This is a genomic window from Streptomyces sp. R41, assembly GCF_041053055.1.
Classification (GTDB): Bacteria; Actinomycetota; Actinomycetes; order Streptomycetales; family Streptomycetaceae; genus Streptomyces.
This window is the reverse complement of sequence record NZ_CP163443.1, coordinates 9,129,195-9,152,697: the sequence shown is the minus strand read 5'-3', so window position 1 is coordinate 9,152,697 and position 23,503 is coordinate 9,129,195. Positions and strand designations below refer to the sequence as shown.

Annotated in this window: 19 protein-coding genes and 4 pseudogenes; 8 read left to right on the top strand and 15 right to left on the bottom strand. The window is 71.3% G+C overall.

Going from position 1 to position 23,503, the window contains the following annotated elements; translation table 11 throughout:
• Window positions 1-75: 75 nt before the first annotated feature.
• Window positions 76-452: pseudogene (locus AB5J53_RS41560) on the bottom strand (gfo/Idh/MocA family oxidoreductase); the annotation flags it as partial.
• 196 nt (window positions 453-648) lie between these two features.
• On the opposite strand from AB5J53_RS41560, the gene AB5J53_RS41555 reads away from it, so the two are divergent.
• Together AB5J53_RS41555 and AB5J53_RS41550 are read left to right on the top strand one after the other, a co-directional pair.
• Window positions 649-1,083 (top strand): hypothetical protein, encoded by a 435-nt coding sequence (locus AB5J53_RS41555; RefSeq protein ID WP_369250760.1) that lies wholly within the window; start codon window positions 649-651, stop codon window positions 1,081-1,083.
• Window positions 1,071-2,267 carry an IS200/IS605 family accessory protein TnpB-related protein gene (locus AB5J53_RS41550; protein ID WP_369250759.1) on the top strand — a complete coding sequence of 399 codons (1,197 nt, stop codon included), beginning with the start codon at window positions 1,071-1,073 and terminating at the stop codon, window positions 2,265-2,267. The genes AB5J53_RS41555 and AB5J53_RS41550 overlap by 13 nt, the downstream gene beginning before the upstream one ends.
• Before the next feature lie 4 nt (window positions 2,268-2,271).
• On the opposite strand, the pseudogene AB5J53_RS41545 reads toward AB5J53_RS41550, so the two are convergent.
• The 9 genes and pseudogenes from AB5J53_RS41545 to AB5J53_RS41505 form a co-directional block, all read right to left on the bottom strand.
• Window positions 2,272-2,502 (bottom strand): annotated as a pseudogene (locus AB5J53_RS41545) (gfo/Idh/MocA family oxidoreductase); the annotation flags it as partial.
• An 81-nt stretch (window positions 2,503-2,583) separates the two neighbouring features.
• Window positions 2,584-3,183: pseudogene (locus AB5J53_RS41540) on the bottom strand (Gfo/Idh/MocA family protein); the annotation flags it as partial.
• Window positions 3,184-3,280: 97 nt separating this feature from the next.
• Window positions 3,281-3,874 carry a GAF domain-containing protein gene (locus AB5J53_RS41535; RefSeq protein WP_369250758.1) on the bottom strand — a complete coding sequence of 198 codons (594 nt, stop codon included), beginning with the start codon at window positions 3,872-3,874 and terminating at the stop codon, window positions 3,281-3,283.
• A 61-nt stretch (window positions 3,875-3,935) separates the two neighbouring features.
• The gene (locus AB5J53_RS41530; protein ID WP_369250757.1) at window positions 3,936-4,535 is read right to left on the bottom strand and encodes an ATP/GTP-binding protein; all 600 of its coding nucleotides are present in this window, start codon (window positions 4,533-4,535) and stop codon (window positions 3,936-3,938) included.
• Window positions 4,513-4,884, bottom strand: a complete 372-nt coding sequence (locus tag AB5J53_RS41525; RefSeq protein WP_369250756.1) for a DUF742 domain-containing protein — start codon at window positions 4,882-4,884, stop codon at window positions 4,513-4,515. The genes AB5J53_RS41530 and AB5J53_RS41525 overlap by 23 nt, the downstream gene beginning before the upstream one ends.
• 2 nt (window positions 4,885-4,886) lie before the next feature.
• The gene (locus AB5J53_RS41520; protein ID WP_369250755.1) at window positions 4,887-5,321 is read right to left on the bottom strand and encodes a roadblock/LC7 domain-containing protein; all 435 of its coding nucleotides are present in this window, start codon (window positions 5,319-5,321) and stop codon (window positions 4,887-4,889) included.
• Between the two features lie 590 nt (window positions 5,322-5,911).
• Window positions 5,912-7,636 (bottom strand): annotated as a pseudogene (locus AB5J53_RS41515) (ATP-binding protein); the annotation flags it as partial.
• A 347-nt stretch (window positions 7,637-7,983) separates the two neighbouring features.
• A complete protein-coding gene (locus tag AB5J53_RS41510) occupies window positions 7,984-9,201 on the bottom strand; it encodes an MBL fold metallo-hydrolase (protein ID WP_369250754.1) in 1,218 nt (405 codons plus the stop codon).
• A gap of 71 nt (window positions 9,202-9,272) precedes the next feature.
• On the bottom strand, window positions 9,273-9,665 hold the full coding sequence (locus AB5J53_RS41505; RefSeq protein ID WP_369250753.1) for a hypothetical protein: 393 nt from the start codon (window positions 9,663-9,665) through the stop codon (window positions 9,273-9,275).
• 196 nt (window positions 9,666-9,861) lie between these two features.
• On the opposite strand from AB5J53_RS41505, the gene AB5J53_RS41500 reads away from it, so the two are divergent.
• From AB5J53_RS41500 to AB5J53_RS41480, 5 genes are all read left to right on the top strand, one after another.
• Window positions 9,862-11,019: an acyl-CoA dehydrogenase family protein gene (locus AB5J53_RS41500; RefSeq protein WP_369250752.1), complete on the top strand. Its 1,158-nt coding sequence runs from the start codon at window positions 9,862-9,864 to the stop codon at window positions 11,017-11,019.
• On the top strand, window positions 11,019-12,614 hold the full coding sequence (locus tag AB5J53_RS41495) for a 5-guanidino-2-oxopentanoate decarboxylase (protein WP_369250751.1): 1,596 nt from the start codon (window positions 11,019-11,021) through the stop codon (window positions 12,612-12,614). The genes AB5J53_RS41500 and AB5J53_RS41495 overlap by 1 nt, the downstream gene beginning before the upstream one ends.
• Entirely contained in the window at window positions 12,611-13,789 is a 1,179-nt protein-coding gene (locus tag AB5J53_RS41490; protein ID WP_369250750.1) for a Glu/Leu/Phe/Val dehydrogenase dimerization domain-containing protein, read from the top strand. The genes AB5J53_RS41495 and AB5J53_RS41490 overlap by 4 nt, the downstream gene beginning before the upstream one ends.
• Complete coding sequence (locus AB5J53_RS41485; RefSeq protein ID WP_369250749.1) at window positions 13,786-15,879, top strand: acetate--CoA ligase family protein; 2,094 nt, start codon at window positions 13,786-13,788, stop codon at window positions 15,877-15,879. Before AB5J53_RS41490 ends, AB5J53_RS41485 begins: the two co-directional genes overlap by 4 nt.
• A 121-nt stretch (window positions 15,880-16,000) precedes the next feature.
• Complete coding sequence (locus AB5J53_RS41480) at window positions 16,001-16,420, top strand: hypothetical protein (RefSeq protein WP_369250748.1); 420 nt, start codon at window positions 16,001-16,003, stop codon at window positions 16,418-16,420.
• Window positions 16,421-16,439: 19 nt separating this feature from the next.
• Here AB5J53_RS41480 and AB5J53_RS41475 read toward each other — a convergent pair whose 3' ends face one another.
• Window positions 16,440-17,993 carry an APC family permease gene (locus AB5J53_RS41475; RefSeq protein WP_369250747.1) on the bottom strand — a complete coding sequence of 518 codons (1,554 nt, stop codon included), beginning with the start codon at window positions 17,991-17,993 and terminating at the stop codon, window positions 16,440-16,442.
• A gap of 203 nt (window positions 17,994-18,196) precedes the next feature.
• On the opposite strand from AB5J53_RS41475, the gene AB5J53_RS41470 reads away from it, so the two are divergent.
• Window positions 18,197-18,817, top strand: a complete 621-nt coding sequence (locus tag AB5J53_RS41470; RefSeq protein ID WP_369250746.1) for a TetR/AcrR family transcriptional regulator — start codon at window positions 18,197-18,199, stop codon at window positions 18,815-18,817.
• A gap of 86 nt (window positions 18,818-18,903) precedes the next feature.
• On the opposite strand, the gene AB5J53_RS41465 is transcribed toward AB5J53_RS41470, so the two are convergent.
• The 4 genes from AB5J53_RS41465 to AB5J53_RS41450 all read right to left on the bottom strand — a co-directional run bounded on the left by AB5J53_RS41465 (window position 18,904) and on the right by AB5J53_RS41450 (window position 23,341).
• Entirely contained in the window at window positions 18,904-19,650 is a 747-nt protein-coding gene (locus AB5J53_RS41465) for an SIMPL domain-containing protein (RefSeq protein WP_369250745.1), read from the bottom strand.
• A gap of 163 nt (window positions 19,651-19,813) precedes the next feature.
• The gene (locus AB5J53_RS41460; protein ID WP_369252795.1) at window positions 19,814-20,599 is read right to left on the bottom strand and encodes an SGNH/GDSL hydrolase family protein; all 786 of its coding nucleotides are present in this window, start codon (window positions 20,597-20,599) and stop codon (window positions 19,814-19,816) included.
• A 145-nt stretch (window positions 20,600-20,744) separates the two neighbouring features.
• Window positions 20,745-21,461 carry a DUF6250 domain-containing protein gene (locus tag AB5J53_RS41455; protein WP_369250744.1) on the bottom strand — a complete coding sequence of 239 codons (717 nt, stop codon included), beginning with the start codon at window positions 21,459-21,461 and terminating at the stop codon, window positions 20,745-20,747.
• A complete protein-coding gene (locus AB5J53_RS41450; RefSeq protein WP_369250743.1) occupies window positions 21,458-23,341 on the bottom strand; it encodes a hypothetical protein in 1,884 nt (627 codons plus the stop codon). Before AB5J53_RS41450 ends, AB5J53_RS41455 begins: the two co-directional genes overlap by 4 nt.
• Window positions 23,342-23,503 lie beyond the last annotated feature (162 nt).

The window sequence follows — 23,503 nt, the reverse complement described above, 5'->3', positions numbered from 1 at the left end:
GGTGCTCCTGGTCCATCGAGGTTTTCTTAAGCGCGGCCGCAGCTTTCCTTCACGCCCGTCTCAGCGACTGCGCGCTCAGGGCGTCTGCCCCCGCTCGAAGTAGGCCACCAGTTCCGGGTCGAGGGGCGGCACGTCGCGCGGAGTGCCGCCGTCCCGCAGCGACTCCGTGGCCCGGAATCCGGCGGCCACCGCCATGCGCGCGGCGACCGGGGAGGTGTCGGTGCGCCCGCCCTCCCGGACGAACCGGAGGAACTCGTCGATCAGCAGCGGGTCGGCGCCCCCGTGCTCGGCGTCCTCGTCGACTTCAGGCACGGGTACTCGGCGTCGGCCCGGTCCCGCCGCCCCGAGCGGCGGCTGTTCCAGACCTTCACCACTCCCCCGGGCCCGTCCCCGACGTTCTCCAGGCGGCCGGCGTCTCCGATGACGGTGTAGGTGCTCCAGTAGTCGGGGGTTGGGAACTAACGCCTGTTGACGGTGGTTGAGCCTGTTCTGGCATGCATGAGTGCATGTCATGACCTGAGTACGCACGGGCTACGGAAGGGAACGGAAGTTTGTTCGTCGAATGCGTGACCTTTGCGGGTGGGGTTCGTTGGGTGAGGGGATGGTGTGGCGCCGGGCGGGGGTGACGGGGTGTGTGGGCTGCGGGAGGTGGCCGCGTCGTTCGTGGTGCCCGGCCCTGCGGGGGTGGCGATCCGGGCCCGGTTGCGGGTCTCGCAGACGGATGCCGCGGTGCTGGTCGAGGTGGGGGTGTTCCTGGGTGGACTGGCTGCGGGTGATCTCGCGGTGCGTTCCCGGCAGGGACTGGAGCACGATGGCGCCGCGTGGGCGGCCCGTAAGCGGGAGCTGACCGGGGTCTCCTCGGCCAGGTGGGCGGGCAGTATCACCAAGGCCATGCATGATCAGTGGGCGCTGGCCCGGCGCGGGCAGGCGGCGGAGATGGCGTGGCTGCGCGGGCAGGTCACGTCGATCCAGGCGCGGCTGGCCCGCCCGCTGGGCGCGAAGGCGGACAAGCGGGAGGGGCTGGCACGGGGTACGGTTCGCGGTCGGAGTGGCATGCCAAGTCCCGGCGCATGCATGCGCTGAGGTCCCGGCTGGCGGGGGTGGAGGCGGACTGGGCGGCCGGCCGGGTGCACGTGGTGCGCGGCGGGAAGCAACTCGCCCGGCTGCGCCACCACCTCGGCGAGGCCGGGCTGAGCCAGGATGCCTGGCGCGAGCGGTGGCGGGCGGCGCGGATGTTCCTGGCCGCGGACGGGGAGTCCGGCAAACGCCTCGGCAACGAATCCCTCCGCATCACCGACACCGGACAGCTCTCGATCAGACTGCCCGCCGCGCTGGCCCATCTGGCCAACGCCCCGCACGGCCGGTATGTGCTCGATGCGACCGTGTCCTTCACGCACCGGGGTGAGGAGTGGCTGGACCGGATCACCGCGAACCGGGCGGTGGCCTACCGCATCCACCACGACGTCCTGCGCGGCCGCTGGTATGTGACCGCCTCCTGGCAGCGCACCCCCGCCCCCGTCCTGCCACTGGACGCGGCCCTCGCCGGGGGTGTGGTCGCCGTCGACATGAACGACGACCACCTCGCCGCCTGGCGGCTCGACGTGCACGGCAACCCGGTGGGCGAGCCCCGCCGCATCTTCTACGACCTGACCGGGTCCACCACGCACCGAGATGCCCAGATCCGGCACGCCCTCACGAGGCTGCTGCACCACACCCGCACCACCGGGGCAGCCGCAATCGCCATCGAAGACCTCGACTTCACCGACGGACGGTGCCGGGAGAAGCACGGCCGCAACAAACGCTTCCGCCGCCTCATCTCCCGCTTCCCCACCGCGAAACTCAAGGCCCGCCTGGTGGCGATGGCCGCCGAGCAGAACGTAGCGGTCGTCGCGGTCGACCCCGCCTACACCTCCCGCTGGGGCGCCCAGCACTGGCAGCAGCCCCTCACCAGCACCAACCGCACAGTTTCTCGGCACGATGCGGCGAGCATCGCGATCGGGCGACGCGCCCTCGGGCATCCGATCCGGCGACGGACGGCACCGCCCCCACACGACCAGAGAGATCGTGCGGGGCATCGGACCGCCCAGGCCGCAGCGGAGACCCGCAGGCGTGAGGGACCCCGCCCCCGCATCCCCGGACCACGGACGAGATCCGTGCCGCCCGGCAGCGGAGCGAACGCGGGCGACCAGCGTGCCCAACACCGTTCGGAGCACGCGGCTGAGCACCAGCGGCCCTGGAAACAGGACCCGCTCCCACTCAGCCCCTAGGAACGGTGAAGTGACACTGCTGGCAGGCCGCCAACACCCTGTTGTCCAGGCGCATGTTGACCAGCGATACGTCCGCGACGTCGATGCCCGGATTCAGCGCCCGCTGGGTGTGCGGGGGCCAGCGGCTGGCCTTCGTTTACCAGTCGTCCGTCTTGGGCTCTCCCGACGCCCTCCGGTGCGGGATGTCCCCGTACACCATGGGGCCCCCGAGCGCCTGCACCCGGTGGGTGTAGCCACGCGGTGCGGCCCGAGCCGGGCTTGCCCGCGATGAGCAGCACGCGCGCGTGGCACTCACCCTCGCTGGCCGCCACGGTGGCTGCACCCGCTGTGTGTAGCCACCGGCCAACCAGTGCAGTACGTCGATGTCGTGGGCGCCCTTCTGCAGCAACAGACTGGTGGTGTACTGCCGTTCGGCATGCCAGTCCTTGAAGTACCAGTCTCCGCCGTAGCCGACGAAGTGACGCACCCACACCGTTTTGACCGTACCTGTGTCGCCGCGCTGAATGATGTCGCGCATCAGCCGGATCACCGGCATGTGGCGCATGTTGTGGCCCACATACACCCGGGTGCCCGTCTCGAAGGCGGTGCGCAGGATCCGGTCGCAGCGCTCGATGGTGATGTCCAGGGGCTTCTCGACGAAGACGGGTTTGCCGGCGCGCAGCGCCTCGCACGCGATGTCGGCGTGGGTGTGGTCCGGGGTGAGGACGAGCACGGCATCGACGTCCGGGGCGTCGATGACCTTGTGGTGGTCGTCGACGGTTCGGACCCCGGGGATGCGGTCGGCCGCGCGGTCGCGTAGCACGGGGTCGTGCTCGGCGACGACGGTCACGCGGGAGCCCCGGCCGGGACGGTGGGCGATGCGCGCGAGGGCACCGCGCAGGCCGAAGCCGAGGGCACCGAGACGGAGGTCGGTCATGGTGTGCCTTTCCGGACCGGGGCTAGGAGGCTCGGGCACAGCGTTCCTCCACGGCACCGACATCGCGTCGAGCTCGGGCACGCCCCCCGGCGCTCCCTCAGAATCCCCCGCCTCCCTCCCGCCGTTCGATCCGCTCGACCAGCTCCGCCGCCAGCGACTTGATGGTCTCCAGGCCCGCCACTCCCCATGGGCGCGGCTCGACGTCGACGACGCAGATCGTGCCGAGGGCGATGCCCGTGTGGTCGATCAGCGGTGCGCCGAGGTAGGAGCGGACGCCGATCTCGTCGACAACCGGGTTCCCGGCGAAGCGCGGGTAGTCGCAGACGTCCTCCAGGACCAGCGCCCTGCGCCGGACCACCACGTAGGGGCAGAAGCCGTAGTCGCGTGCCATGTAGCGGCCCACCTCGGGCGTGGCGCCGTCCCCGGTGTCGTCCCCGGGCGGCAGGACGCCCGGGCCGCCGCCGACCGGGGTGTGCAGGCCCGCGAAGAACTGCCGGTTCTCGTCGATGAAGTTGACCATCGAGTACGGCACCGCGGCGACCTCGGCAAGCCGGTCCGCGAAGGCGTCGAAGGCCGGTTCCGCGCGCTCCCCCAGCCCCAGTCGGCGCAGCCGCCGCACCCGGGCGGGAGCGTCCTTGTCCTCCGGGGTCAGCAGCAGACGACCGGCCGGACGCGGCGGGTCATAACTCATGTACGGGCTCCGTGGCTTGGGGTGTGCGTCATGCGTGGGCCTGCGTGACGTGAGGAGCGCGTCATGTGTGGGCTCCGTGGCTCGGCGCGTGTGTGGGCGCGTGCGCGATGAGATGGCGGACCAGGGTGAGCAGGGTCTGCACGCCTGAGCTGGAGATCCGGGCGTCGCAGCGCACGACGGGGATCTCGGGGTCGAGGTCTATGGCCGCGCGCACCTCCTCCGGGTCGTAGCGGTACGAGCCGTCGAACTCGTTGACCGCGACGATGAATCCAAGGCCCCGCTGCTCGAAGAAGTCCACGGCCGCGAAGCAGTCCTCCAGGCGGCGGGTGTCGGCGAGGATCACCGCGCCCAGTGCGCCTTCGGAGAGCTCGTCCCACATGAACCAGAACCGCTCCTGCCCGGGCGTACCGAACAGATAGAGGACATGTTCCGGATCGAGGGTTATGCGGCCGAAGTCCATGGCCACGGTGGTTTCGACCTTGTTCTCGATGCCGTCGAGACTGTCGGTCGCGGCGCTGACCGTGGTGAGCAGCTCCTCCGTGCTGAGCGGCGCGATCTCGCTCACCGCGCCGACGAAGGTTGTCTTGCCGACCCCGAACCCTCCCGCCACCAGGATCTTCAGTGCGGTGGGGAAGGGGTCAGAGCTGTCGTCGTAGTCCATCGAGCACTGCCTCCAGAAGAGACCGGTCAGTGGGGTTGTGGTGGAAGGACGGTGGCTTCGTGGTGAGCGCCCCGCAGTCGACGAGGTCGGACAGCAGCACCTTGGTGACCGCCGCGGGCAGCTTCAGGTGGGCGGCGATCTCCGCGATCGAGACGGGCGCCCGGCACAGTTCGAGTGCCTGGGTGTGCTCGGGGCCGAGGTAGCCGAGGGGCGTGGCTCCGGTGGCCATGACCTGCGACAGGAGATCGAGCGCTGTCGTGGGCCGGGTCCGGCCGTTGCTGACCGTGTAGGGGCGTACCAGGCGTCCGGCAGCGTCGTCGAGCCAAGGCCCGTCGCCGGCCGCGGCCACGCTCAAGGCCTCATCGCCGGGGGTTCGACGGCGGGCTGCCGGGGGGCGGTCATCAGGTATGGGCGGACGCTCTTGACGAGCATCGCCATCTCGTAGCCGAGGACCGCCGCGTCGGCCTCGCGTCCGGCGAGCACGGCGAGACAGGTGCCTGAGCCCGCGGTGGACACGAACAGCAGGGTCGAGTCGAGTTCGACGACGACCTGCCGTACGTCGCCGCCGTCCCCGAAGCGGACGCCCGCGCTGCGGCCGAGGGAGTAGAGGCCGGAGGCCAGCGCCGCCATGTGGTCGGCGCTGTCCGGGTCGAGGCCGTGGACCGACTTCACGAGCCCGTCGCAGGACAGAAGTACCGCGCTTGTGGTGTGCGGCACGCGCTGTACGAGGCCGCTCATCAGCCAGTCGAGATCGGATACATGGCCGGTCGGCGCATCGCTCGCCATGGTGGATCGACTCCTTGAGGTACGAAGGTCTGCGGGAGCGGAGGGGGTGGGGGTGGTGAGGGGGGTGGTCATCCGGCCGGTGTGCTCCCGTCGTGCCGGGTAGTGAGGTCGTGTCCGGGCGCGGGCGCGGTGTCCCGCGTCCCCTGCGCCTCGTGCGGCGCCGGCGCGTGCGCCGTGTGTGCTTCGGCTATGTGCGCCGTGGCCGCGGGCGGTCCGTCCATCGGCGCTACGTCCATGGGGTCCGCGCCACGGGAGGTGGCACCGAGGGACGACGACCCGTCGACCTGGGCCACGCCGTCCATGCGCGGCACATCCAGGTGCGGCACATCCATGCGTGGCACATCCATGTGCGGTCGCTCCATGTGCGGTCGCTCCATGTGCGGTCGCTCCATGTGCGGTCGCTCCATGTGCGGTCGCTCCATGTGGGCGTTGTCCATATGCGCGCCGTCAGCGTGGGCGGCGCCCACAGGCGGCACATCCACTCTGACCACTTCCAAGGGCGGCAGCGCATCGGTGCGCACCAGGTCCAGGTGCGCCCGCTCCCTGGGCGACGAAGCCTGCATGGGCGATGCCTGCATGCGCTCCGTCTCCGCTTGGGCCGCCTCCGCAAGTCCGATGCCGCGCTGGAACGCCGCCATGAGACCCGGGTCGTGGCCCGCGACGTACTCCGTGTCCTGGCGGGGTGCCGGCCCGTCGCGCAGTTGGGGCGCGATGTGCTCCTGGGCGCGTCGCCTGGGCAGTTGGGGCTTGCCCATGGTGCCGCGGACGGCGCCACCTCGCGGTGTGGGCGGTACGGCCGCGTTCTCCGCCGCGACACGCCGGTCTTCTGGGCGGATGCCGGGCAACGCCTCCGCCGGGTTGGGCCGCTCCCCGCGGGTACCGCGCACGGGAAGCGGCGCTGGACCCCCGGCGCCCGCGACCGGTGCTCCCGGCACCGCACGCGATGGTGCCTGGTCCCGCTGGGACTGCCGTGGCACGGAGGGCATCGCCCGGCTTCCGGGCGACGCGGTCGCTGTGGCCGCCTGCGTGGCCTGCGGTCTCGCGGGCGGGCGCCGCCCCCCGGACGTCTCCTGGGGCTGTGCCTGGGCTACGTCCCCGAGAGCGCCCAGCGTGGTGCCCAACAGCCCCTGCGGCACGACGAGTACGGCCTGGACACCGCCGTAGATGTTGGTCTGCAGCCGGACGTGGATGCCGTGCCGCCGGGCGAGCTGCGAGACCACGAACAGACCGATGCGCCCGTCCTGCAGCAGGCTGGAGACATTGACCTGGTCGGGGTCGGCGAGCAGGGCGTTCATCTTGTTCTGCTCGCCGAGCGGCATGCCGAGGCCCCGGTCCTCCACCTCGACGGCGAGCCCGGAGGTGACGAGGTTGGCGCGCAGCAGCACTTGGGTGTGCGGGGCCGAGAACACCGTGGCGTTCTCGACGAGTTCGGCCAGCAGGTGGATGACGTCGGCGACCGCGTGCCCGCGCAGGGTGCCGTCGATCGGGGGCACCAGCTTGACCCTCGAGTACTGCTCGACCTCGGCGATCGCGGACCGCAGCACCTCCGTCATGGAGACGGGGTTGCTCCACTGGCGGCGCGAGACGGCGCCGCCGAGGACGGCGAGGTTCTCGGCGTGGCGGCGGATGCGGGTGGCGAGGTGGTCGACGTGGAAGAGGCCCTTGAGCAGGTCCGGGTCCTCGATCTCGTTCTCCAGCTCGTCGAGGATGGAGATCTCGCGGTGCACGAGGGACTGCAACCGCCGGGCCAGGTTGACGAAGACCTCGACCTTCTGTTCGCTGCCCGCCTGGCTGGAGAGCTGTGCGGCCTGCACGACGGCGGCGACGGCACCGTCGTGGGCGCGGGAGAGGTCGGCGGCGAGCAGCTCGAAGTCGTCGGCGTCCGCCGGGGGTTGGCGCCGCGCCTTGCGCACGGGCGGGCTCTCGCCCCGGCGCAGCCCTTCGACAAGGACGCGCAGGTCGGCCTCCGTCCGCGCGCTGGTGCGGCGCAGGGCGCCCAGGCGCTCCCGTACGGACTTGGCGGCGCGGTCGGCGGCCACGGCGGCGATCAGGATGCCGACCAGGGCCACGCCCACGGCTCCGGCGAGTACGGCCCACAGGATGAGGCCGGGCCGAGCGCCCGTGTAGCGGACGGTGAACAGTACGGCCGCACACGCGCTGAGGGCCACCGCGATCGGCGGCAGGATCGCCAGGCGCAGCAGCTGGGGCCGCAGGTGGCTCTCGGGCAGCGAGGGGACGGTGTGGGCGACCGGCCGCCCGTGCCGCCCGCCCTCACGGCGGTCTGCGCGTGCGGCCGGTGCGCGAAGGTGAGACATCTGCGTCCTCGTACTGTGGCGTCGGGAGCGCGGGGGCTCCCGCGGGTCTGCGCGACTCGGGCGTGCGCCATCGCGGTGCCGGTCGAGAGAGCCGAAAAATTCGGCCCCGCGTCGCCCGACGGCAACTGACAGTAGTCGCCAACCCATCATGTGCGGTGGGCAGTTGACAAAGTCCCACGGACAGCGTCCCGCTCTGGTATGAGGCGTCGTACGACAGACCGATAACTCCATCGGACACGCGTTCCAACAGACCATCGACCCGATCGGAGCTGGTCAGAAGTGGTCGCAAACAAACGGCGAGGGCCGGGGAGCGGTGCGCTCCCCGGCCCTCGCCGTCGATCGGAAAATCAGCCCGCGGGCACCGTCTCCGGCTCTCCGGTGTCCTCCGTCGAGCCGTCGGCGACGTCACCCGGTGTGTCGGCGACGGTCTTCTCGAGGGTGGGCCAGCCGCCCGCCGGCGGGAGGGCCACGCCGCGCCACCAGGGCTCGGACGGGACGGTCTCGGCCGTGGGCTCGAAGGGCTCGCCGGGGCGGGGCAGCGCGATGCGCGCACCCGCCGCGTGCGCCGCGGCCATCGTCCCCTCGCCGGGCTCCGCCCAGGGATGGGTCGCCAGATTGAACGTCGCCCAGTGGATCGGCATCATGACTCCGGAAGGCCGCCCGCCCTGGAGGTCCAGGTGGGCGCGCATGCCCTCCGCGGGCGTCATGTGGATGTCGGGCCAGAACTCGCTGTACGCGCCGATCTGGATCATCGTGGCGTCGAACGGGCCGTGCTCGGCGCCGATGTCCTTGAACCCCTCGAAATAGCCGGTGTCGCCGCTGTGGTAGATCCGGTGCTCGTCGCCCGCGACGGCCCAGGAGGCCCAGAGGGTGTGCTGCGCGTTGCGCAGACCGCGGCCGCAGAAGTGCCGCGCCGGGGTGGCGGTCAGGGAGATTCCGCCGACCTTCGTCGACTCGTCCCAGTCCAGCTCGCGGAGCCGGTCGGCCGAGACGCCCCAGTGCTCCAGGTGGGCGCCGACGCCGAGCGGTACCGCGAACACCGTGTCCGTGTCGGCCAGGGCCTTGATGGTGGGCAGGTCGAGGTGGTCGTAGTGGTCGTGCGAGATGACGACGACGTCGACCGGGCCGAGCTCGGCCAGCGGCAGGGGCACCGGATGCAGCCGCTTGGGCCCGGCAAAGTTGAACGGGGAGCAGCGCTCGCCCCAGACCGGGTCGAAGAGCACCCGGTGCCCGTCGATCTCCGCGAGGACGCTGGAGTGTCCCATCCAGGTGAGCCGCAGCCCGGTCGCCGCGGGCCTGGCCAGGTCGGCGAGCGTCGTCGCGTGCACCGGCACCGTCCCGGCCGGGGCGCGGTGGACGCGCTCCTCCTTGCGGAAGTAGACCTTCGCGAACTCGAGCATGGAGCCGTCGGGGCGGATCCGGGCACTCTCCGGGTTCTTGAAGACACCGTCCGCGAAGTTCGGCGATCTGCGAATGCGCTCCAGGCGCTCACCAGCCGGATCCGCGCCGAAGGCGGCGGGCCGCAGCGAGCGGAGCCCGGAGCTCAGGGTACGGAATCCGGTCACGGTACCTCCAGGTGGAGTAAGTCAGGTTTTCCATTATGGTCGCCGCCTCTGACAACGCCGGGTCGGCCCTGTCACAGCCCGATGTCCGCGACTCCATGGTCTTTACTCCTCCAACTCCGCCGCACACGTTCTTCTTCCGCGTCGAGCAGTGAGACGCGGGCGACCCCAGCGTGAAGTCGTGCGCGAACGACCTGGGCACGGAGTGGTACACGAACGACGGGGTGGGGAGTGGAGTGGTACGCGAACGGCCCGGCCGTGAAGTGGTACGCGAACGGCCGGGCGCGAAGGTGCTCTCCGACGACGAGGCCGCACGCCGGGTCGCGCGAGAGCCAACGCGGGGTCACCTCACCGAGCAGGACCTTGCCGCTCCCGCGCGACCTCTTCACCGCCTCCCCCACCGCGCGCAGGAACTCCGCCCACCGTTCGCGGAACCGGGCACCGTCCGCGTCGAGCCCGGTCACCATCCGTGTGACCTGCGGCACCCGCCGTGGACAGCCGGCCGTGGCGAAGCTCGGCAGGCGATGCGGGCCGCGCAGTCGCTACTGATGATCCGTTCAGTACGTTGACAGAGACCCACGCCGCTTCCGATACTGACTCATGATTCAGTAACCGTCCGGTGGCCCCGTCGGCCACGCCGTTCCGTCCGCATCTGGAGGCACCATGTCCGACCTCCCCACCGAGCTGGTCCCGCTCAGCGCGGAACAGCACGACATCGTGGAGCTGACGCGTGCGTTCGCGCGGGAGGAGATCCGTCCCCGCGCGCGTGCCGTCGACGAGGCGGATGTCGAGACGCCGTGGGACCTGTGGCGCAAGGCGGCCAAGGTGGGCATCACCGGCTTCATGCTGCCCGAGGAGTTCGGCGGGGGCGGCTTCACCGACGTGTTCACCCAAGTCCTGGTGCAGGAGGAGCTGTGCGTGGGTGACCTCGGCATCGGCAACCTGCTCTGCTCGAACGGCTTCTTCGCCGACCCTGTGCTGGAGCTCGGCGGCGAGGAGCAGAAGCGGGAGTGGCTGACCCCCCTCACGGGCCCCGACACCCCGATGACGTCCCTGGCGACCACCGAGCCCGGCGCGGGCTCCGACGCCGCGTCGATCGTCACCACCGCGCACCGCACCGCCGGCGGCTACCGCCTGAACGGGCAGAAGTCGTGGATCTCGAACGCGGGCGAGGCCGAGCAGTACGTCGTGTTCGCCAAGACCGACCCCACCCGCCGCGCCGGCGGGGTCAGCGCGTTCCTGTTGCGCAAGGGCACCGAAGGCGTCTCCTTCGGGGAGCCGATGCGCAAGATGGGGCAGCGCGCCATCGTCTGCCGGGAGATCTTCTTCGACAACGCGTACGTCCCCGAGGAGAACCGGCTCGGAGCGGAGGGCGAAGGATTCCACGGGCTGATGCGGACCTTCGACATCTCGCGCGCGGTACTGGGCGCCGCCGCGACGGGCGTGGCGCGGGCCGCGTACGAGTACGCGCGCGACTACGCCCGAGAGCGGCGGCAGTTCGGCAAGCCGATCGTCGAGCACCAGGCGGTGGCGTTCCGCCTCGCCGACATGCGGACGCGCGTGGAGCAGGCCCGGCTGATGACCTGGCGGGCCGCGAAGCGCCTGGACGCCGGTCTGAACGCGACCGCGGAGGCGGCGATGGCCAAGCTGACGGCCTCCGAGACCGCCGCGTACTGCACCTGGGCGGCCGTTCAGACGCTCGGCGGCTGGGGCTACTCGAGGGAGTTCCCGGTCGAGCAGTGGATGCGCGACGCCAAGCTGGAGGAGATCGAAGAGGGCACCTCGGACATCATGCGGCTCGTCATCTCGCGGAGCCTGTGATGGGCGACGCGGTCACCGGTGGCGAGGCACTCGTCCGCGCCCTGTGCGGACACGCCGTGACCCAGGTCTTCGGCATCCCCGGAACCCACAACCTGGAGATCTACCGTCATCTGTCCGCGTACGGCATCCGGCATGTCCTGCCGCGCCACGAACAGGGGGCCGGGTACGCCGCCGATGGCTACGCGCGCGTGACGCAGCGCGCCGGAGTGGTGATCACGACGACCGGGCCCGCGCTGCTGAACGCGGCAGCCGCCGTCGGGCAGGCGTACTCGGACAGCGTGCCGTTGCTCGTCGTCTCGCCCGGGATGCCGCTGCGCCACCCGCGGCTCGCGACCGGTCTGCTGCACGAGATGCGCAGCCAGACCGAGGCGCTGCGCGGCGTGGCCGCGTTCAGTCACCGGGTCTCCTCGGTCACTGAGATCGACGCCGCCGTCGCCCGGGCCTTCACGCTGTTCCGTACACGGCGACCGCGGCCGGTGCATATCGAGGTCCCGCTCGACCTGCTGGAGGCCGTAGAGGAGACCGGTCCCGTTCGCATCACACCGCGCGTCGCGCCCCTGGCACCCGACATCGAAGCCGTACGGAAGGCCGCCGAAGTCCTGAGCCGCGCGCACCGTCCGGCGCTCGTGCTCGGGGGCGGGGCGCGCGGCACGACCGCCTCGTGTCTCGCTCTCGCGGAGGAGCTGGGCGCTCCCGTCGTCACCACGGCCAACGGCAAGGGGATCGTCCCCGAGACGCACCCGCTGTCGCTCGGCGTCTCGCTGCACAGCCCGTCCGTCCAGCGGTGGCTGGCCGAGCGCGACGCCGTACTCGCCGTCGGCACCGAACTCGCCGAGTCCGATCTGTGGTCCCGGCCTCCCGCCCTGAACGGCACGCTGATCCGCGTCGACCTGGACCCTGACCAGATGTACACGGGCCTGCCCGCGGACGTCGCTGTCGTCGGCGACTCACGCGTCTCCCTGGAGGCACTGCTTTCCGAAGTACGCGGGCACGCGCGCGTGGAGGACGTAGTCGGACCGGTGAGCGACCTGCGGGCCGCCCGTGACGCCGAGACCGCCGAACGCGACGCCCGCTGGATCCCGTACCTCCGGGCGATCCGTTCTGTCCTGTCCGACGACGCCGTCATCACCTCGGACAGCTCCCAGTGCTGCTACTACGGAGCGCTGCCGCATCTCCCGCTCGGCCCCGAGGGCCACTATCTTCACCCGACCGGCTTCGGCACGCTCGGCTACGCGCTGCCCGCGGCGATCGGCGCCAAAGTGGCGCGACCGGATCGCCAGGTGATGGCGCTCGGCGGGGACGGTGGCCTCCAGTTCACGGTTCAGGAGCTGGCGACCGCGGCACAGCTCCGACTCCCGCTGCCCGTCGTGGTGTTCGACAACGGCGGCTACGGCGAGATCCGCGACGAGATGGCCGCCCGGGGCGACAGCCCCACCGCGGTCGACCTCGCGCCGGTCGACCTGCCCGCCCTGGCCCGCGCCTACGGAGGGCAGGGCACGCGCGCGCGGGGAGCGGACGAGCTGGCCGCCGCGCTCACCGAGGCACTGCGCACCCCCGGCCCCACTCTGATCGCCATCCCCGAGGAGACCCCATGACCGCCCCCCTGATGACGCTCACCTGGACGGACCATGTCACCGGCCGCCAGGGCTTCCTCGTCGTCGACCGGCTCGTGCGCGGCGTCTCCAGCGGCGGTCTGCGGATGCGGCCCGGCTGCACGCTGGAGGAGGTCGCGGGGCTCGCCCGCGGCATGACCATGAAGGAGGCCCTGCACTACAACCCGGAGGGCCGCTACATCCCGCTGGGCGGCGCCAAGGGCGGTATCGACTGCGATCCCCAGGACCCGGCGGCGTACGGCCTTCTGGTGCGCTATCTGCGCGCCATGCGCCCGTACATCGAGAGCTTCTGGACCACGGGTGAGGACCTGGGTCTCACCCAGGACCTGGTCGACCGCGCCGCCGAGGAGGCGGGGCTCGTCTCGTCCATCCAGGCCGTGTACCCGCTGCTCGACGACGAGGCGACGGCACGGCGGCGGCTCGCGGACGCCTTCGCGGTCGAGGTCGACGGCATCGGCCTCGACGAGCTGGTCGGCGGCTGCGGAGTCGCCGAGTCGGTGCTCGCCGCCCTGGACCGGGCCGGGGTGGCGTACACGGGGACGCGCGTCTCCGTGCAGGGCCTCGGCACCATGGGTGGGGCCACGGCGCGCTTCCTCGCGCGCGCGGGGCTCAAGGTCGTGGCCGTCGCCGACATCAAGGGCACCATCGCGAACCCGCAGGGCCTCGACGTCGACGCGCTGCTCGCCGCCCGCGACGCGTACGGGACGGTCGACCGCTCGGCGCTGCGCCCCGACGACCGCGAACTCCCCGGCGAGGCCTGGCTGTCCGCCGATGCGGAGGTGCTGGTGCCCGCGGCGGTCTCCTACGCGATCGACGCAGTGAACCAGCGGCGGATCACCGCCCGCTGGATCGTCGAGGCGGCCAACATGCCCGTCCTGGCGGAGGCGGAGGAGCTGCTCGCCGGGCGCGGGGTCACCGTGCTGCCGGACGTGGTGGTCAACTCCGGGACGAACGCCTGGTGGTGGTGGACGCTGTTCGGCGACATCGGCGCCGACGCGGACGAGGCGTTCGCGTACACGCGGCGCTCCATGCGCGCCCTGATCGACCAGATGCTGGCCCGCGCGGAGGCCGACGGGACGACCGCGCGGGCCGCCGCACATGCCATCGTCAGCGACCGGCTGCCGGTGATCGCGGACCGATTCGGGTGGTACGGATGACGGATGAAACGCCACTGAACGCCCTCTTCGACCCATGCTCGGTGGCCGTGGTCGGCGCCTCCGACAACCCCGCGAAGTGGGGCTACTGGCTGGCGAAGGGCGCTCTTTCCGGGCGCGGCCGCCGGGCGGTGCATCTGGTGAACCGGCGAGGCGGGGCCCTCGACGGCATACCCTTCCGGCCAGGTCTGGCCGGCCTGCCCGACGCACCCGAGCACGTCGTGGTCGCGGTGCCTGCCCCGTTCGTACGTCCTGTCGTCGCCGAAGGGCTCGCGGCGGGCGCCCGCTGTTTCACGGTGATCACCTCGGGCAGTGACTCCGCCGACGAGCACGGGCTCGCCGAGCTGGTGACCGACGGCGGGGCCCGGCTGCTCGGCCCCAACTGCATGGGCCTCGTCGACACGACCACACAGCTCCGGCTCAGCTGGGGCGAATTCCCGGTGGGCGGCGTCGGTCTGGTCTCGCAGAGCGGGAACCTCGCCCTGGAGATCGGCCGTCTCCTCGCGCGCGCGGGACAGGGATTTTCGCGCTTCGTCTCCCTGGGCAACCAGCGCGACATCGACGCGGCCGACGCCCTGGAGTCCCTGGTCGCCCATGAGCCGACGCGTGTCATCGCCGCCTACGTCGAGGACTTCCGCGACGGCCGCCGCCTCGCCCGCGCCCTCGCCGCGGCCCACGCGGCGGGCAAGCCCGTCCTCCTGCTGACGGTCGGCCGAAGCCCCGCCTCCACGGGTGCCGCAGCCTCCCACACCGGCGCCCTGGTCAGTCCGTACGCCACGGTCGCCGCCGTGTGCCGGGAGGCGGGCTCGTTGCTGCTGGAGTCGGCGGGTGAGCTGGTGGACACGGCGGTGTGTCTGTTGTCGACGGCCGCTTCACAGCCGGTGTCGACGGCCGCTTCACAGCAGGCGTCGGGGGCCGCCTCACACAGGGGCGCAGAAACGTTTCGCGTCGCCGTCGTCGGCGACAGCGGCGGCCAAGGGGCGCTCGCCGCCGACGCGTTCGCCGTGCGGGGACTCGCCGTGCCGGAACTGTCCGCGGGCACGACGGACGAGGTCGCGGCGGTGCTGCCGCCCGGAGCCGGATGCCGCAACCCGGTCGACCTCGCGGGCGCAGGCGAGGCCGATCTCGGCAGCTACGCGCGCGTGGCCCGCGCCCTGCTGGTGGGAGGTGACGCCGACGCCGTCGTACTGACCGGGTACTTCGGGGACTACGCGAGCGCCAACCCGGCGCAGTCCGCGCGTGAGTGCGAGGTCGCTCACGAACTCGCGGACGCCGCGTCCGAGTCGGGCCGCGCCCTCCTCGTGCACACCATGGCCCGCGACACGCCCGCTCTCGCCGTACTGCGCCGCCGTGGCATCCCCGTGTACGAGCGCATCGAACAGGCGGCGACAGCACTCGCCGGGATCGCACGCCTCGCGCGCCCGTCGATGGACCCGGCGCCAACGAGGAGAGCCTCCTCCCCCGTACCCGACGGCTCGTACGAGACCGTCCGTGATCTCCTCTCCACCTACGGACTCACCTTTCCCGCCGCCCGGTTCGTCACGACGGCCGACGAGGCCGTGGACGCCGCGCAGCTCGTCGGATACCCGCTGGTCCTCAAGGCGATGGGTCTGGCCCACAAGACGGAGGCGGGCGGGGTGGCCCTCGGCCTCTCGGACGCGGGGGCGCTGCGCGCCGCGTTCCGGCGGATGCGGGCGGCCACCGGCGCGGAGCGCTTCGCCGTGGAGGCCATGGCGGCGCCTCCGTACGCCCATGAGCTGATCGTCGGCGTGCGCCGGGACACGGCCTTCGGTCCCGTCGCGATGGTGGGGCTCGGCGGGATCACCGCGGAGCTGCTGGCCGACACGGCGCTCGCCCTGGCACCGTTGACCACGGCACGCGCGCGTGCCCTGCTCGCAGAGCTGCGGCACGCACCGCTGCTGACCGGCTGGCGCGGCGCGCCGCCCGTCCATCTGGAGGCCGCGGCGGCCGCCCTGTGCGCGGTGGCCCGAGCCGCCGCCGAGCACCCCGAACTCGCCGAGCTGGAGGTCAATCCGCTGCTCGTGCATCCCGGCGGCGCGGTCGCCCTGGACGCCCACGCAGTCCTGCTGTAGGGCAGCCATTCCCTGCGGGGAATTGAGGCCCGGGCCAGGCGGAAGCAGAGTCGGTGACGTCAGAGACCTCATAGCGAGCTGACGTCACCGCTCGCGTACCGACCCGCACCCGAGGAGCAGTATGCCCGCCATCGACGCACAGGACCTGATCGAGCGCTACATAGGCGTCTGGAACGAGCCCGACCCCGAGATCCGCCGCAAGACCGTGCAGGACTTGTGGACGGAGGACGGTCTGCACGTACTGCGGCCTCCCCAGGAGATGCACGAGCGGGCGATGGGCCTCGGTTTCCCCACCGCCGTCCTGGAGGCCCGCGGCCACGACGAGCTGCACGCGCGCGTGACGCGCGCCTATGACGAGTTCGTGGCCCCGGGGACGTATGTCTTCAGGATCCAGGAGGCCGCCCGTCAGTTGCGTGACGTGATCACATTCCGCTGGGAGTCCTTCCACACGGGGGAGGAACAAGTAACGGGCGGCGGCCTGGAGTTCCTCGTCCTCGGAGAGGACGGTCGCATCAAGGTCGACTACCAGTTCGTCGACTGACGCCTGCGTGCAGCCTCGGTCAGCCCTTTTCGCGGCGGGTTCGCCCGCCCGCCGCGTAGAAGGCGAGCCCGATGCCCACGAACAGCGCCAGCGGCACCACTTGGCTGAGCGTGTACTGCAGCCGCTGCCCGGCGAAGGACTCCGGCAAGGAGTCCGCGGCGCTGCCCGCCGTGCCGAACCAGCCGACGCCGAAGCCGGGCCAGATCAGCACCACCACGGTGAAGGCGACGAACACCGTGGCCAGCGCGCTCACGAGCCGGACCCCGAAGCGACCGCCCGGCACGGAGTAGGGCCGAGGCACGGACGGGTACTTCCGGCGCAGCACCGCGAGGCTCGGGAAGGTGACGACGTACGAGATGAAGGTGGTGCAGATGGTCAGGCCGAGGCCCGCCGCGAAGTACTTCTCGCCGTCTCCGCCGGTGAGGTTGAGGGCGACCACGAAGAGCAGGGAAGCGAGGACGGCGGAGAGCAGGTTCACCCGGACCGGGGTGCCGTGCTTCTCGGAGATGTGCCCGAGCCAGGCCGGGCCCGCGCCGTCCGCGCAGGCCACCGCCTGGGCGCGGTGGGCGCCCATGGCCCAGGTGACGCCCGACGTGAGCAGACCGATGATGAGCCCGGCCGCCGCGATGCCGCCGAAGACGGCTCCGGCCCCGGTGAGCGTGACGGTGCCGTCCGAGGCGATCGATCCTCCGTAGACGGTGAACACGGCCTTGCAGGCGTCGATGAATCCGCCGAGGCTGCCGATCCGGTCGCCCGGCAGCACGAAGAGGATGCCGAGGATGGGTCCGCCGTAGAGCACGAGTGCGGCGAGTCCCGAGCGCAGGATGGACAGCGGTATGTCGCGCCGCGGGTTCTTCATCTCCTCCGCCGCCGAGCTGGGCAGTTCGAAGCCGACGTAGTTGAAGATCAGGACGGGGACGAGTGCGACGAAGCCCGCGTACGTGGGCGCGAAGTCGCCGGCCGGCAGTGCGTGGATGCCGTGCTGGGCCGCGTACACGACGACCGAGACGAGGAAGAAGCCGAGCAGCACGATCCTGGCCACGGCTCCGGCGATCGGCACCCACTTGCCGATCCGCACCGACTGGACGACCGCGAGCGCCCCGCCCCAGATGAACGCCAGCCCGGCCGCGTACTTCCACCCGCCCGGCAGCGGGGTGAAGAACTCCTCCCAGGTCGTCAGCGCGATGATGCACAGACTCCCGCCGACCCAGACCGGGTTGGAGATCCAGTACAGGAGCTGGTTCACACCGGCCGTCAGCCGTCCGAAGGCGAGCCGCGTCCAGACGTACGGGCCGCCCTGGACCGGGAAGGCGGAGCCGAGTTCGGCGACCAGCAGGCCGTACGGCAGGAAGAAGACCAGGGCGAGGATCGCCATCCAGGTCAGCCCCTGCGGGCCTTGGGCCGCGACCGAGCCGATCGTGTCGAGGCCGACGAGGGTGCAGATCAGGAAGAACAGCACATCGAGCCGGCGCAGATCCCTGCGCAGCCGGGAACGCTGCTCGCTCCAGCCCTCGGAGAGGTCGGGGGCATCGGGCTCGGGCCGGGGCTTCGGGGTGCTCGGTGCTTGGCTCACTGGCGGACTCCTGCGGCGGTACGGGGACGTACGGACTGGGCACACATCGGACGTACGGACGGGGCACACATCGCCTGAACTCACGACTACTGACTGAATGAGCAGTCAGTAGTGGCCGTACTTTGGTCTCCGCCGCGCGGCAGTGTCAAGGGGTCGCGAGCGCCTGTCGTGCCCGCGTCGGAGCCGCTGTGTAGGGTTGCGGCGTGGCGAGAGTGCGGTTGAGCGTGGCGGAGCGGCGTGAGGAGTTGCTGCGGGCCGCCGTCGAGCAGATCGAGGCGCGGGGCGTGGCGGCAGTGCGGATCGCCGACGTGGCCTCGACGCTCGGGGTGAGCAACGCGCTGGTGCTGTACCACTTCTCGACGAAGGAGAAGCTGGTCGCCGCCGCGTTCACGTACGCGGCCGAGGACGACCTCGCCCATCTGCGCAAGCTGCTCGGCCGCCGTACGACGGCGCTGCGCCGGCTGCGGGCCGCGGTGCGCTGGTACGCGCCGACGGGGCAGGCCAAGGGCTGGCGACTGTGGATCGAGGGATGGGCGGCGGCGCTGCGCGAGCCCGCGCTGCGGGAGGTCACACGCGATCTCGACAAGCAGTGGAAGGCCGCGATCACCGAGGTGATCGCGGAGGGCGTGGCCGCGGGCGAGTTCCACTGCCCGGATCCCACGGGGGCGGCCCTGCGGCTCACGGCGCTGCTGGACGGCCTGGCCGTTCAGATGACCGCGTACGCGGGAGCGGTGTCGCGGGCGCGGACCCACGAGTGGGTGGACGAGGCGCTCGCACGCGAACTGGGGCTTGAGCGGGAGGCTTTGGTGGCGGCGGTGCGCTGAGACGTGCGCCTGCGCCACCACCCCTTCGGGGTTTCGCCTCTGCCGCCGGCGCTTTGGGGTTCGCCCCTGCGGCCCGGGGTCCCGACTCAGTTCAGCTCATACACCGCCGTAACCGTGATCGTGTCCCGGATCTCGCCGGTGGCGACCGGGACGCCCGTCCCTGTCTGGTCGAAGGCGGCCGCCGCCACCGGCACCGGGCGGGAGTCGCTGCCGCCGACCTCGGTGAGCGAGACGAGTCGGCCGAGGCGGTGGCCGCTGAGGCGGGCGTACTGGGATGCCTTCGTGTGGGCGTCGTCGTGCGCGGCCTCGCGGGCGCGGGCGTGCAGCGGGGCGGGGTCGGCGATGTCGAAGGCGACGGAGCGGATGCGGCCCGCGTTGCCGGTCGCGTCGGTGATGGCCTGCAGCACCGCACCGGTCGTACCCATGTCGCGGACCTTCACCGAGAACGACTGCGCCGCCTCGTAACCCGTCAGCGTGGAGGCGCCGTTCTGGTCCTCGTAGACCGGGGAGAGCGAGAGGCTCTCGGTACGGATGTCCCGTTCCTCGACGCCTTGCGCGCGTACGGCGTCCAGCAGAGCGTTCGACGCCGCGTTCTGTGCGGCGAGCGCTTCCTTCGACGTCTTCGCGGTGACGTCGACGCCCGCGCTGATGAGCGCGAGGTCCGGCGCGGCGGTGGCGCTGCCCTCGCCGGTGACGGTGACGGTCGAGGGGCTGGGCTGGGCGCTGAGTCCAGGGCGGGCGGGCAGTGCGAAGGCGGGTGCTGTCGCGGCCTGCGGAAGGGTGAGGGCGAGGAGGGTCACGGCGAGTGCGGTGGACGCGCGGAGGGCGGGCATGCGGAGTCTCCTTCGGGCGCCGCCCTCCGGGACGTCGGGGCGGTTCGCGGTCATCCCAGCACCGCCGACCGCTCCCCGCCCCGCGCCACTCCCGCGCTTTCACCTCACCGGTCGAGCCGGACGCCGGACCCGCTCGGGCCCGTGCCGTACACGAAGGGCGGACTCAAGCCACCTTCTCGATCCGCATCTTGATGTCGTCGGGCGAAAGGGCCCCCTTGGCCGCCACATGGTCCCCGGACGACTCTCCGCGCAACCGCCGCCCGATCCACGGGACCAGGTACTCGCGCGCCCAGTGGATGTCGTCGCGCCGCACCTCGAGCGTGCCGCGCGGTGGCAGCGGCGGCCAGGGCTGGTCGGGATCGGCGGGTACGTCGAGGCCGAGGACCTGGCCGGCCCGGAGCGCGACCCGGGTGTGCCCCTCGGGCGACAGATGCAGGCGGTCGCCGTCCCAGGCGCGGCGGTCCTGGATCGTCTTGAGGGACCACAGGTCGAGTACGGGGCAGCCGTAGCGGTCCGCGATGGCCCGCACATGTCCGTTGTACGTGGCGATCTTGCCGCGCAGATGCTTGAGCACGGGCACGCCACGGGTGTCGAAGCCGGTGGTCACCATGACGGCGCCGACGGCGGAGGTGAGTTCGGCGATCGCGCGCTCGAAGCGCTCCGCGACCTCGTCGGGGTCGGTGCCGGGCCGGAGGATGTCGTTGCCGCCCGCGCAGAAGGAGACCAGGTCCGGTGCGAGTTCCTTGGCGCGCCGGAGCTGGTCCTCGACGATCTGGTCGAGCAGTTTGCCGCGTACGGCGAGATTGGTGTAGCTGAAGTCGCCCTCGGGCCGCCGGTCGGCGAGAAGCACCGCGAACCGGTCGGCCCAACCGACGAAGGCCCCGTCGGGGCCGGGGTCGCCGACGCCTTCGGTGAAGCTGTCCCCCACCGCCACGTACGACCCGATCACTGATCTGTTGTCACTCTTCGAATCGTCTGCCACGTCGGCCCATGATTCACCTTCGGATGTGAGCTACGCGACCGTAGGGAAGGGTTGACGGATGGTGAGATAAGCCACGCCTAAAGTATTGTCCAATTCCGGAATAAGCCCCTCATCAGGGGCGTTGAGGGAGCCGCCACACACGGAAGTCGCTGATCCGGAAGTGGCTCCACACGGTACGGAACGCGAAGTGCCCACTTGTGTAGGGCTCCGGGTCGGTGTAGTCGAAGACCAACTGCCCGTTGTTCCACCATTGCACGACGGACCCGTCCGAGACGATCCGCACGCGGTTCGGCTCGTTCGCGACAAGCAGCGGCTCCGTGTAGTCGTAGATCAACGGACGGACGCCCGCCTCACCGACGTACCGGCGCAGCCGTGTCGTGGTGTTGGTGTTGGCGCCATACCCCACGTAGTACGTCGTGAGGTAGTCGTACTCGGCGAGGGCGCCGCCCCGGGGCGTGGCGAACAGGTCGTCCGGGGAGCGTACGTCGACGGCGTTCCAGAAGTTGTTCAGGTCGGAGACCCGGTCGTTGACGCCGCCTTCGCAGACGGGTGTGGCCGTGTACTCGATGGCATACGGCCCTTCGAGTTTCCGCTTGAACCAGACCGTCGCGCCGCTCGGTACGTCGATGTCCAGGACGCCGCGCGAGGCGGTGACCGTGCCGCCGTCCTGCAGTTCGGTGGCCCACTGGCCGAATCCGTGCCGGAAGTCGTCGGCGGCGATCAGCCGTCCGTGGCGGTGGCGCGGCGCGGCGTTCGCGGCGGTGGCCGGGAGCAGCGCCGACAGGGCGGCACCGGCGGCCAGGGCTCCCAAGGCTCTGCGGGTCGTCATGACGCACCTTCCGTACCGCGGGTCGTGGTGATCGCGGGCTTCGGCACCCGCCGGGTCTCGGTGCCCAGGTAGTAGTCCGTGTACGTCGACTGGAGATAGCCGCGGACGGTCCAGCCGAGGCGGTACTCGGGGTTCTGGGCGAGCGTGTAGATGCGGGTCTTCGTCGGTTCGGTGGTGGTGTAGAGGCGCAGCGCGCCGTGGTCGCTCGTCTCGGCGAGGATCTCCTCGCGCCAGTCGCCGACGACGTCGCCGTAGAAGGGGGTCGCGTTGCGGGCGCCCGAGACGACGCCCGAGGGGTCGAAGAGCCTCGTGCTGGTCTCGGTCTTCGGGTCCCACTTGTCGACGTGCGTGTAGTCGAGGAGTTCCGCCCCCTTGTCGCCGTCCCACCAGATGCGGAAGTTGACGCTGGGCGTGGTCGTGGAGACCTTGCCGTCCTGGACGTTGAAGATGCCCGCGCCGGGCCGGGTGACGTCGGCCGTGGAGGTCCAGTACTCGTAGCCGGGGTGGGACGGGTCGATGTCGGCCGCGCTGCCCCGGCCGACGTCGAGGTCGGCATCGCTCGTCGGATTCGCCGGGTGCTCGCCGGTCACCAGGCGCTCTCCGGTGTCGGCGTCGTAGTAGTACCAGGGGAACTTCGATACGACACCCAGCTCGGACTGCTGGATCGCGAAGCCCTCCAGACCCGGCCGGTCGGGGTCGAGGTCGGCGATGTCGAAGCGGTCGCCGTGCCCGGCGCCGTCGACGACGTACCGCAGAGTGCCGTCGCCGTTCACGACGTAGTTGCCGTCGGCGATCTCGTCCTTGCCGTCCTGGTCGACGTCGACGGTCCGGATCTGATGGAAGCTGGTGGCGCCGCTGTCGGACGGGACGACGTACTTCCAACGCCGGTCCAGATCGCTGCCGTTGAAGTCCCAGGTCTGGAAGAGAATGCGGAAGGCTCCGCGCTTGGCGCCGACCCGCGTCACCAACTTCGTGACGAGGCTGGGGTGTTCACCGTCGAGGTATGCGATCCCGAAGTGCCCGCCCGAGGGGCCGTCGGCCACGAAGTCGTCGGGCACGGGCTGCCGAGTACGTTCGGTGCCGGCCTCGCCGTCGATCACTGAAATGAACTGGTTCGCCGGCGAGTCGGCCGTCACCTTCGATCCGTCCGCGAACGTGGTCCCGTCGGCCGTGTGCACCAGCACCTCGGCCTTCCCGTCACCGTCGAGGTCGTACACCGTGACGTTGTCGTCATTGCGGTAGCCGCCGATGGCCGTCGACCCGCTGATCGCCGCGGGCGCCGGGTCATTGGCACCGTTTCCGGAGGCCTGGGTGTACGAGCCGGGCCCGAGGTCGACGCGCCACAGCCGCTCGCCGGTCAGCGTGTAGGCCTCCAGCAGATCGGGCCTGTCACGGGTCTCGGAGAGCCGGCTGACAACGAGTTCGTATCGCCCGTCCCCGTCGAGGTCGCCGGGCCAGGCGTGCTGCACCGTGTAGCCGTCAGCGGTGGCGAGCGGAATCTCCGCATAGCCCTTGCCGAAGTCGAGCGCCGCCGAACTCGCCTTCCGCTCATGGCCGTTGATGACGGCACGCACCGTGTACGTCCCCGTGCCGCGGCTGTTGTCCTGGTACGTGGTCGACTTGGTGACCGGCTGGTCGTTGAGCCGCCGGCCGCCCTTGTACACGTTGAAGGCGATGGCGTTCCCGTACCGCGCGTACTCCGTGCCGAGCAACCGCCAGCTGAGGAAGGTGCCCTTTTTTGCGGAGGGGACGGCGACGAGGCCGCGGTCCAGGCTCTCCACGCCGCGGCGGGGTAACCCCTCGGCACCGTGCGACGGGGCGGCGACCAGGCCCGCCAGCAGCGCGGCGGCGGCGATCACACCAAGTCTTCGAGAACTCACGTTTCCGTACTCCTTGCGGTCGAGGAGAGCGACGAGCCGAACGGCCACCTCGAGAAGCGGGGACCTTCGGAGGCTTAGAAAGCGCTTGCGGAGATCACTGTGGGGGTACCGCCGCACGCATGTCGATACCTCGTGCGCGCCTGCCATACGACCGCAATGTGC

Excerpts from the sequence above, each read along its gene's own strand:
- AB5J53_RS41550 (WP_369250759.1), top strand. The coding sequence starts at position 1,071 with ATGCATGCGCTGAGGTCCCGGCTGGCGGGGGTGGAGGCGGACTGGGCG.
- AB5J53_RS41535 (WP_369250758.1), bottom strand. The coding sequence starts at position 3,874 with ATGAGTTATGACCCGCCGCGTCCGGCCGGTCGTCTGCTGCTGACCCCG.
- AB5J53_RS41530 (WP_369250757.1), bottom strand. The coding sequence starts at position 4,535 with ATGGACTACGACGACAGCTCTGACCCCTTCCCCACCGCACTGAAGATC.
- AB5J53_RS41520 (WP_369250755.1), bottom strand. The coding sequence starts at position 5,321 with ATGGCGAGCGATGCGCCGACCGGCCATGTATCCGATCTCGACTGGCTG.
- AB5J53_RS41505 (WP_369250753.1), bottom strand. The coding sequence starts at position 9,665 with ATGGTGACCGGGCTCGACGCGGACGGTGCCCGGTTCCGCGAACGGTGG.
- AB5J53_RS41500 (WP_369250752.1), top strand. The coding sequence starts at position 9,862 with ATGTCCGACCTCCCCACCGAGCTGGTCCCGCTCAGCGCGGAACAGCAC.
- AB5J53_RS41495 (WP_369250751.1), top strand. The coding sequence starts at position 11,019 with ATGGGCGACGCGGTCACCGGTGGCGAGGCACTCGTCCGCGCCCTGTGC.
- AB5J53_RS41490 (WP_369250750.1), top strand. The coding sequence starts at position 12,611 with ATGACCGCCCCCCTGATGACGCTCACCTGGACGGACCATGTCACCGGC.
- AB5J53_RS41485 (WP_369250749.1), top strand. The coding sequence starts at position 13,786 with ATGACGGATGAAACGCCACTGAACGCCCTCTTCGACCCATGCTCGGTG.
- AB5J53_RS41480 (WP_369250748.1), top strand. The coding sequence starts at position 16,001 with ATGCCCGCCATCGACGCACAGGACCTGATCGAGCGCTACATAGGCGTC.
- AB5J53_RS41465 (WP_369250745.1), bottom strand. The coding sequence starts at position 19,650 with ATGCCCGCCCTCCGCGCGTCCACCGCACTCGCCGTGACCCTCCTCGCC.
- AB5J53_RS41455 (WP_369250744.1), bottom strand. The coding sequence starts at position 21,461 with ATGACGACCCGCAGAGCCTTGGGAGCCCTGGCCGCCGGTGCCGCCCTG.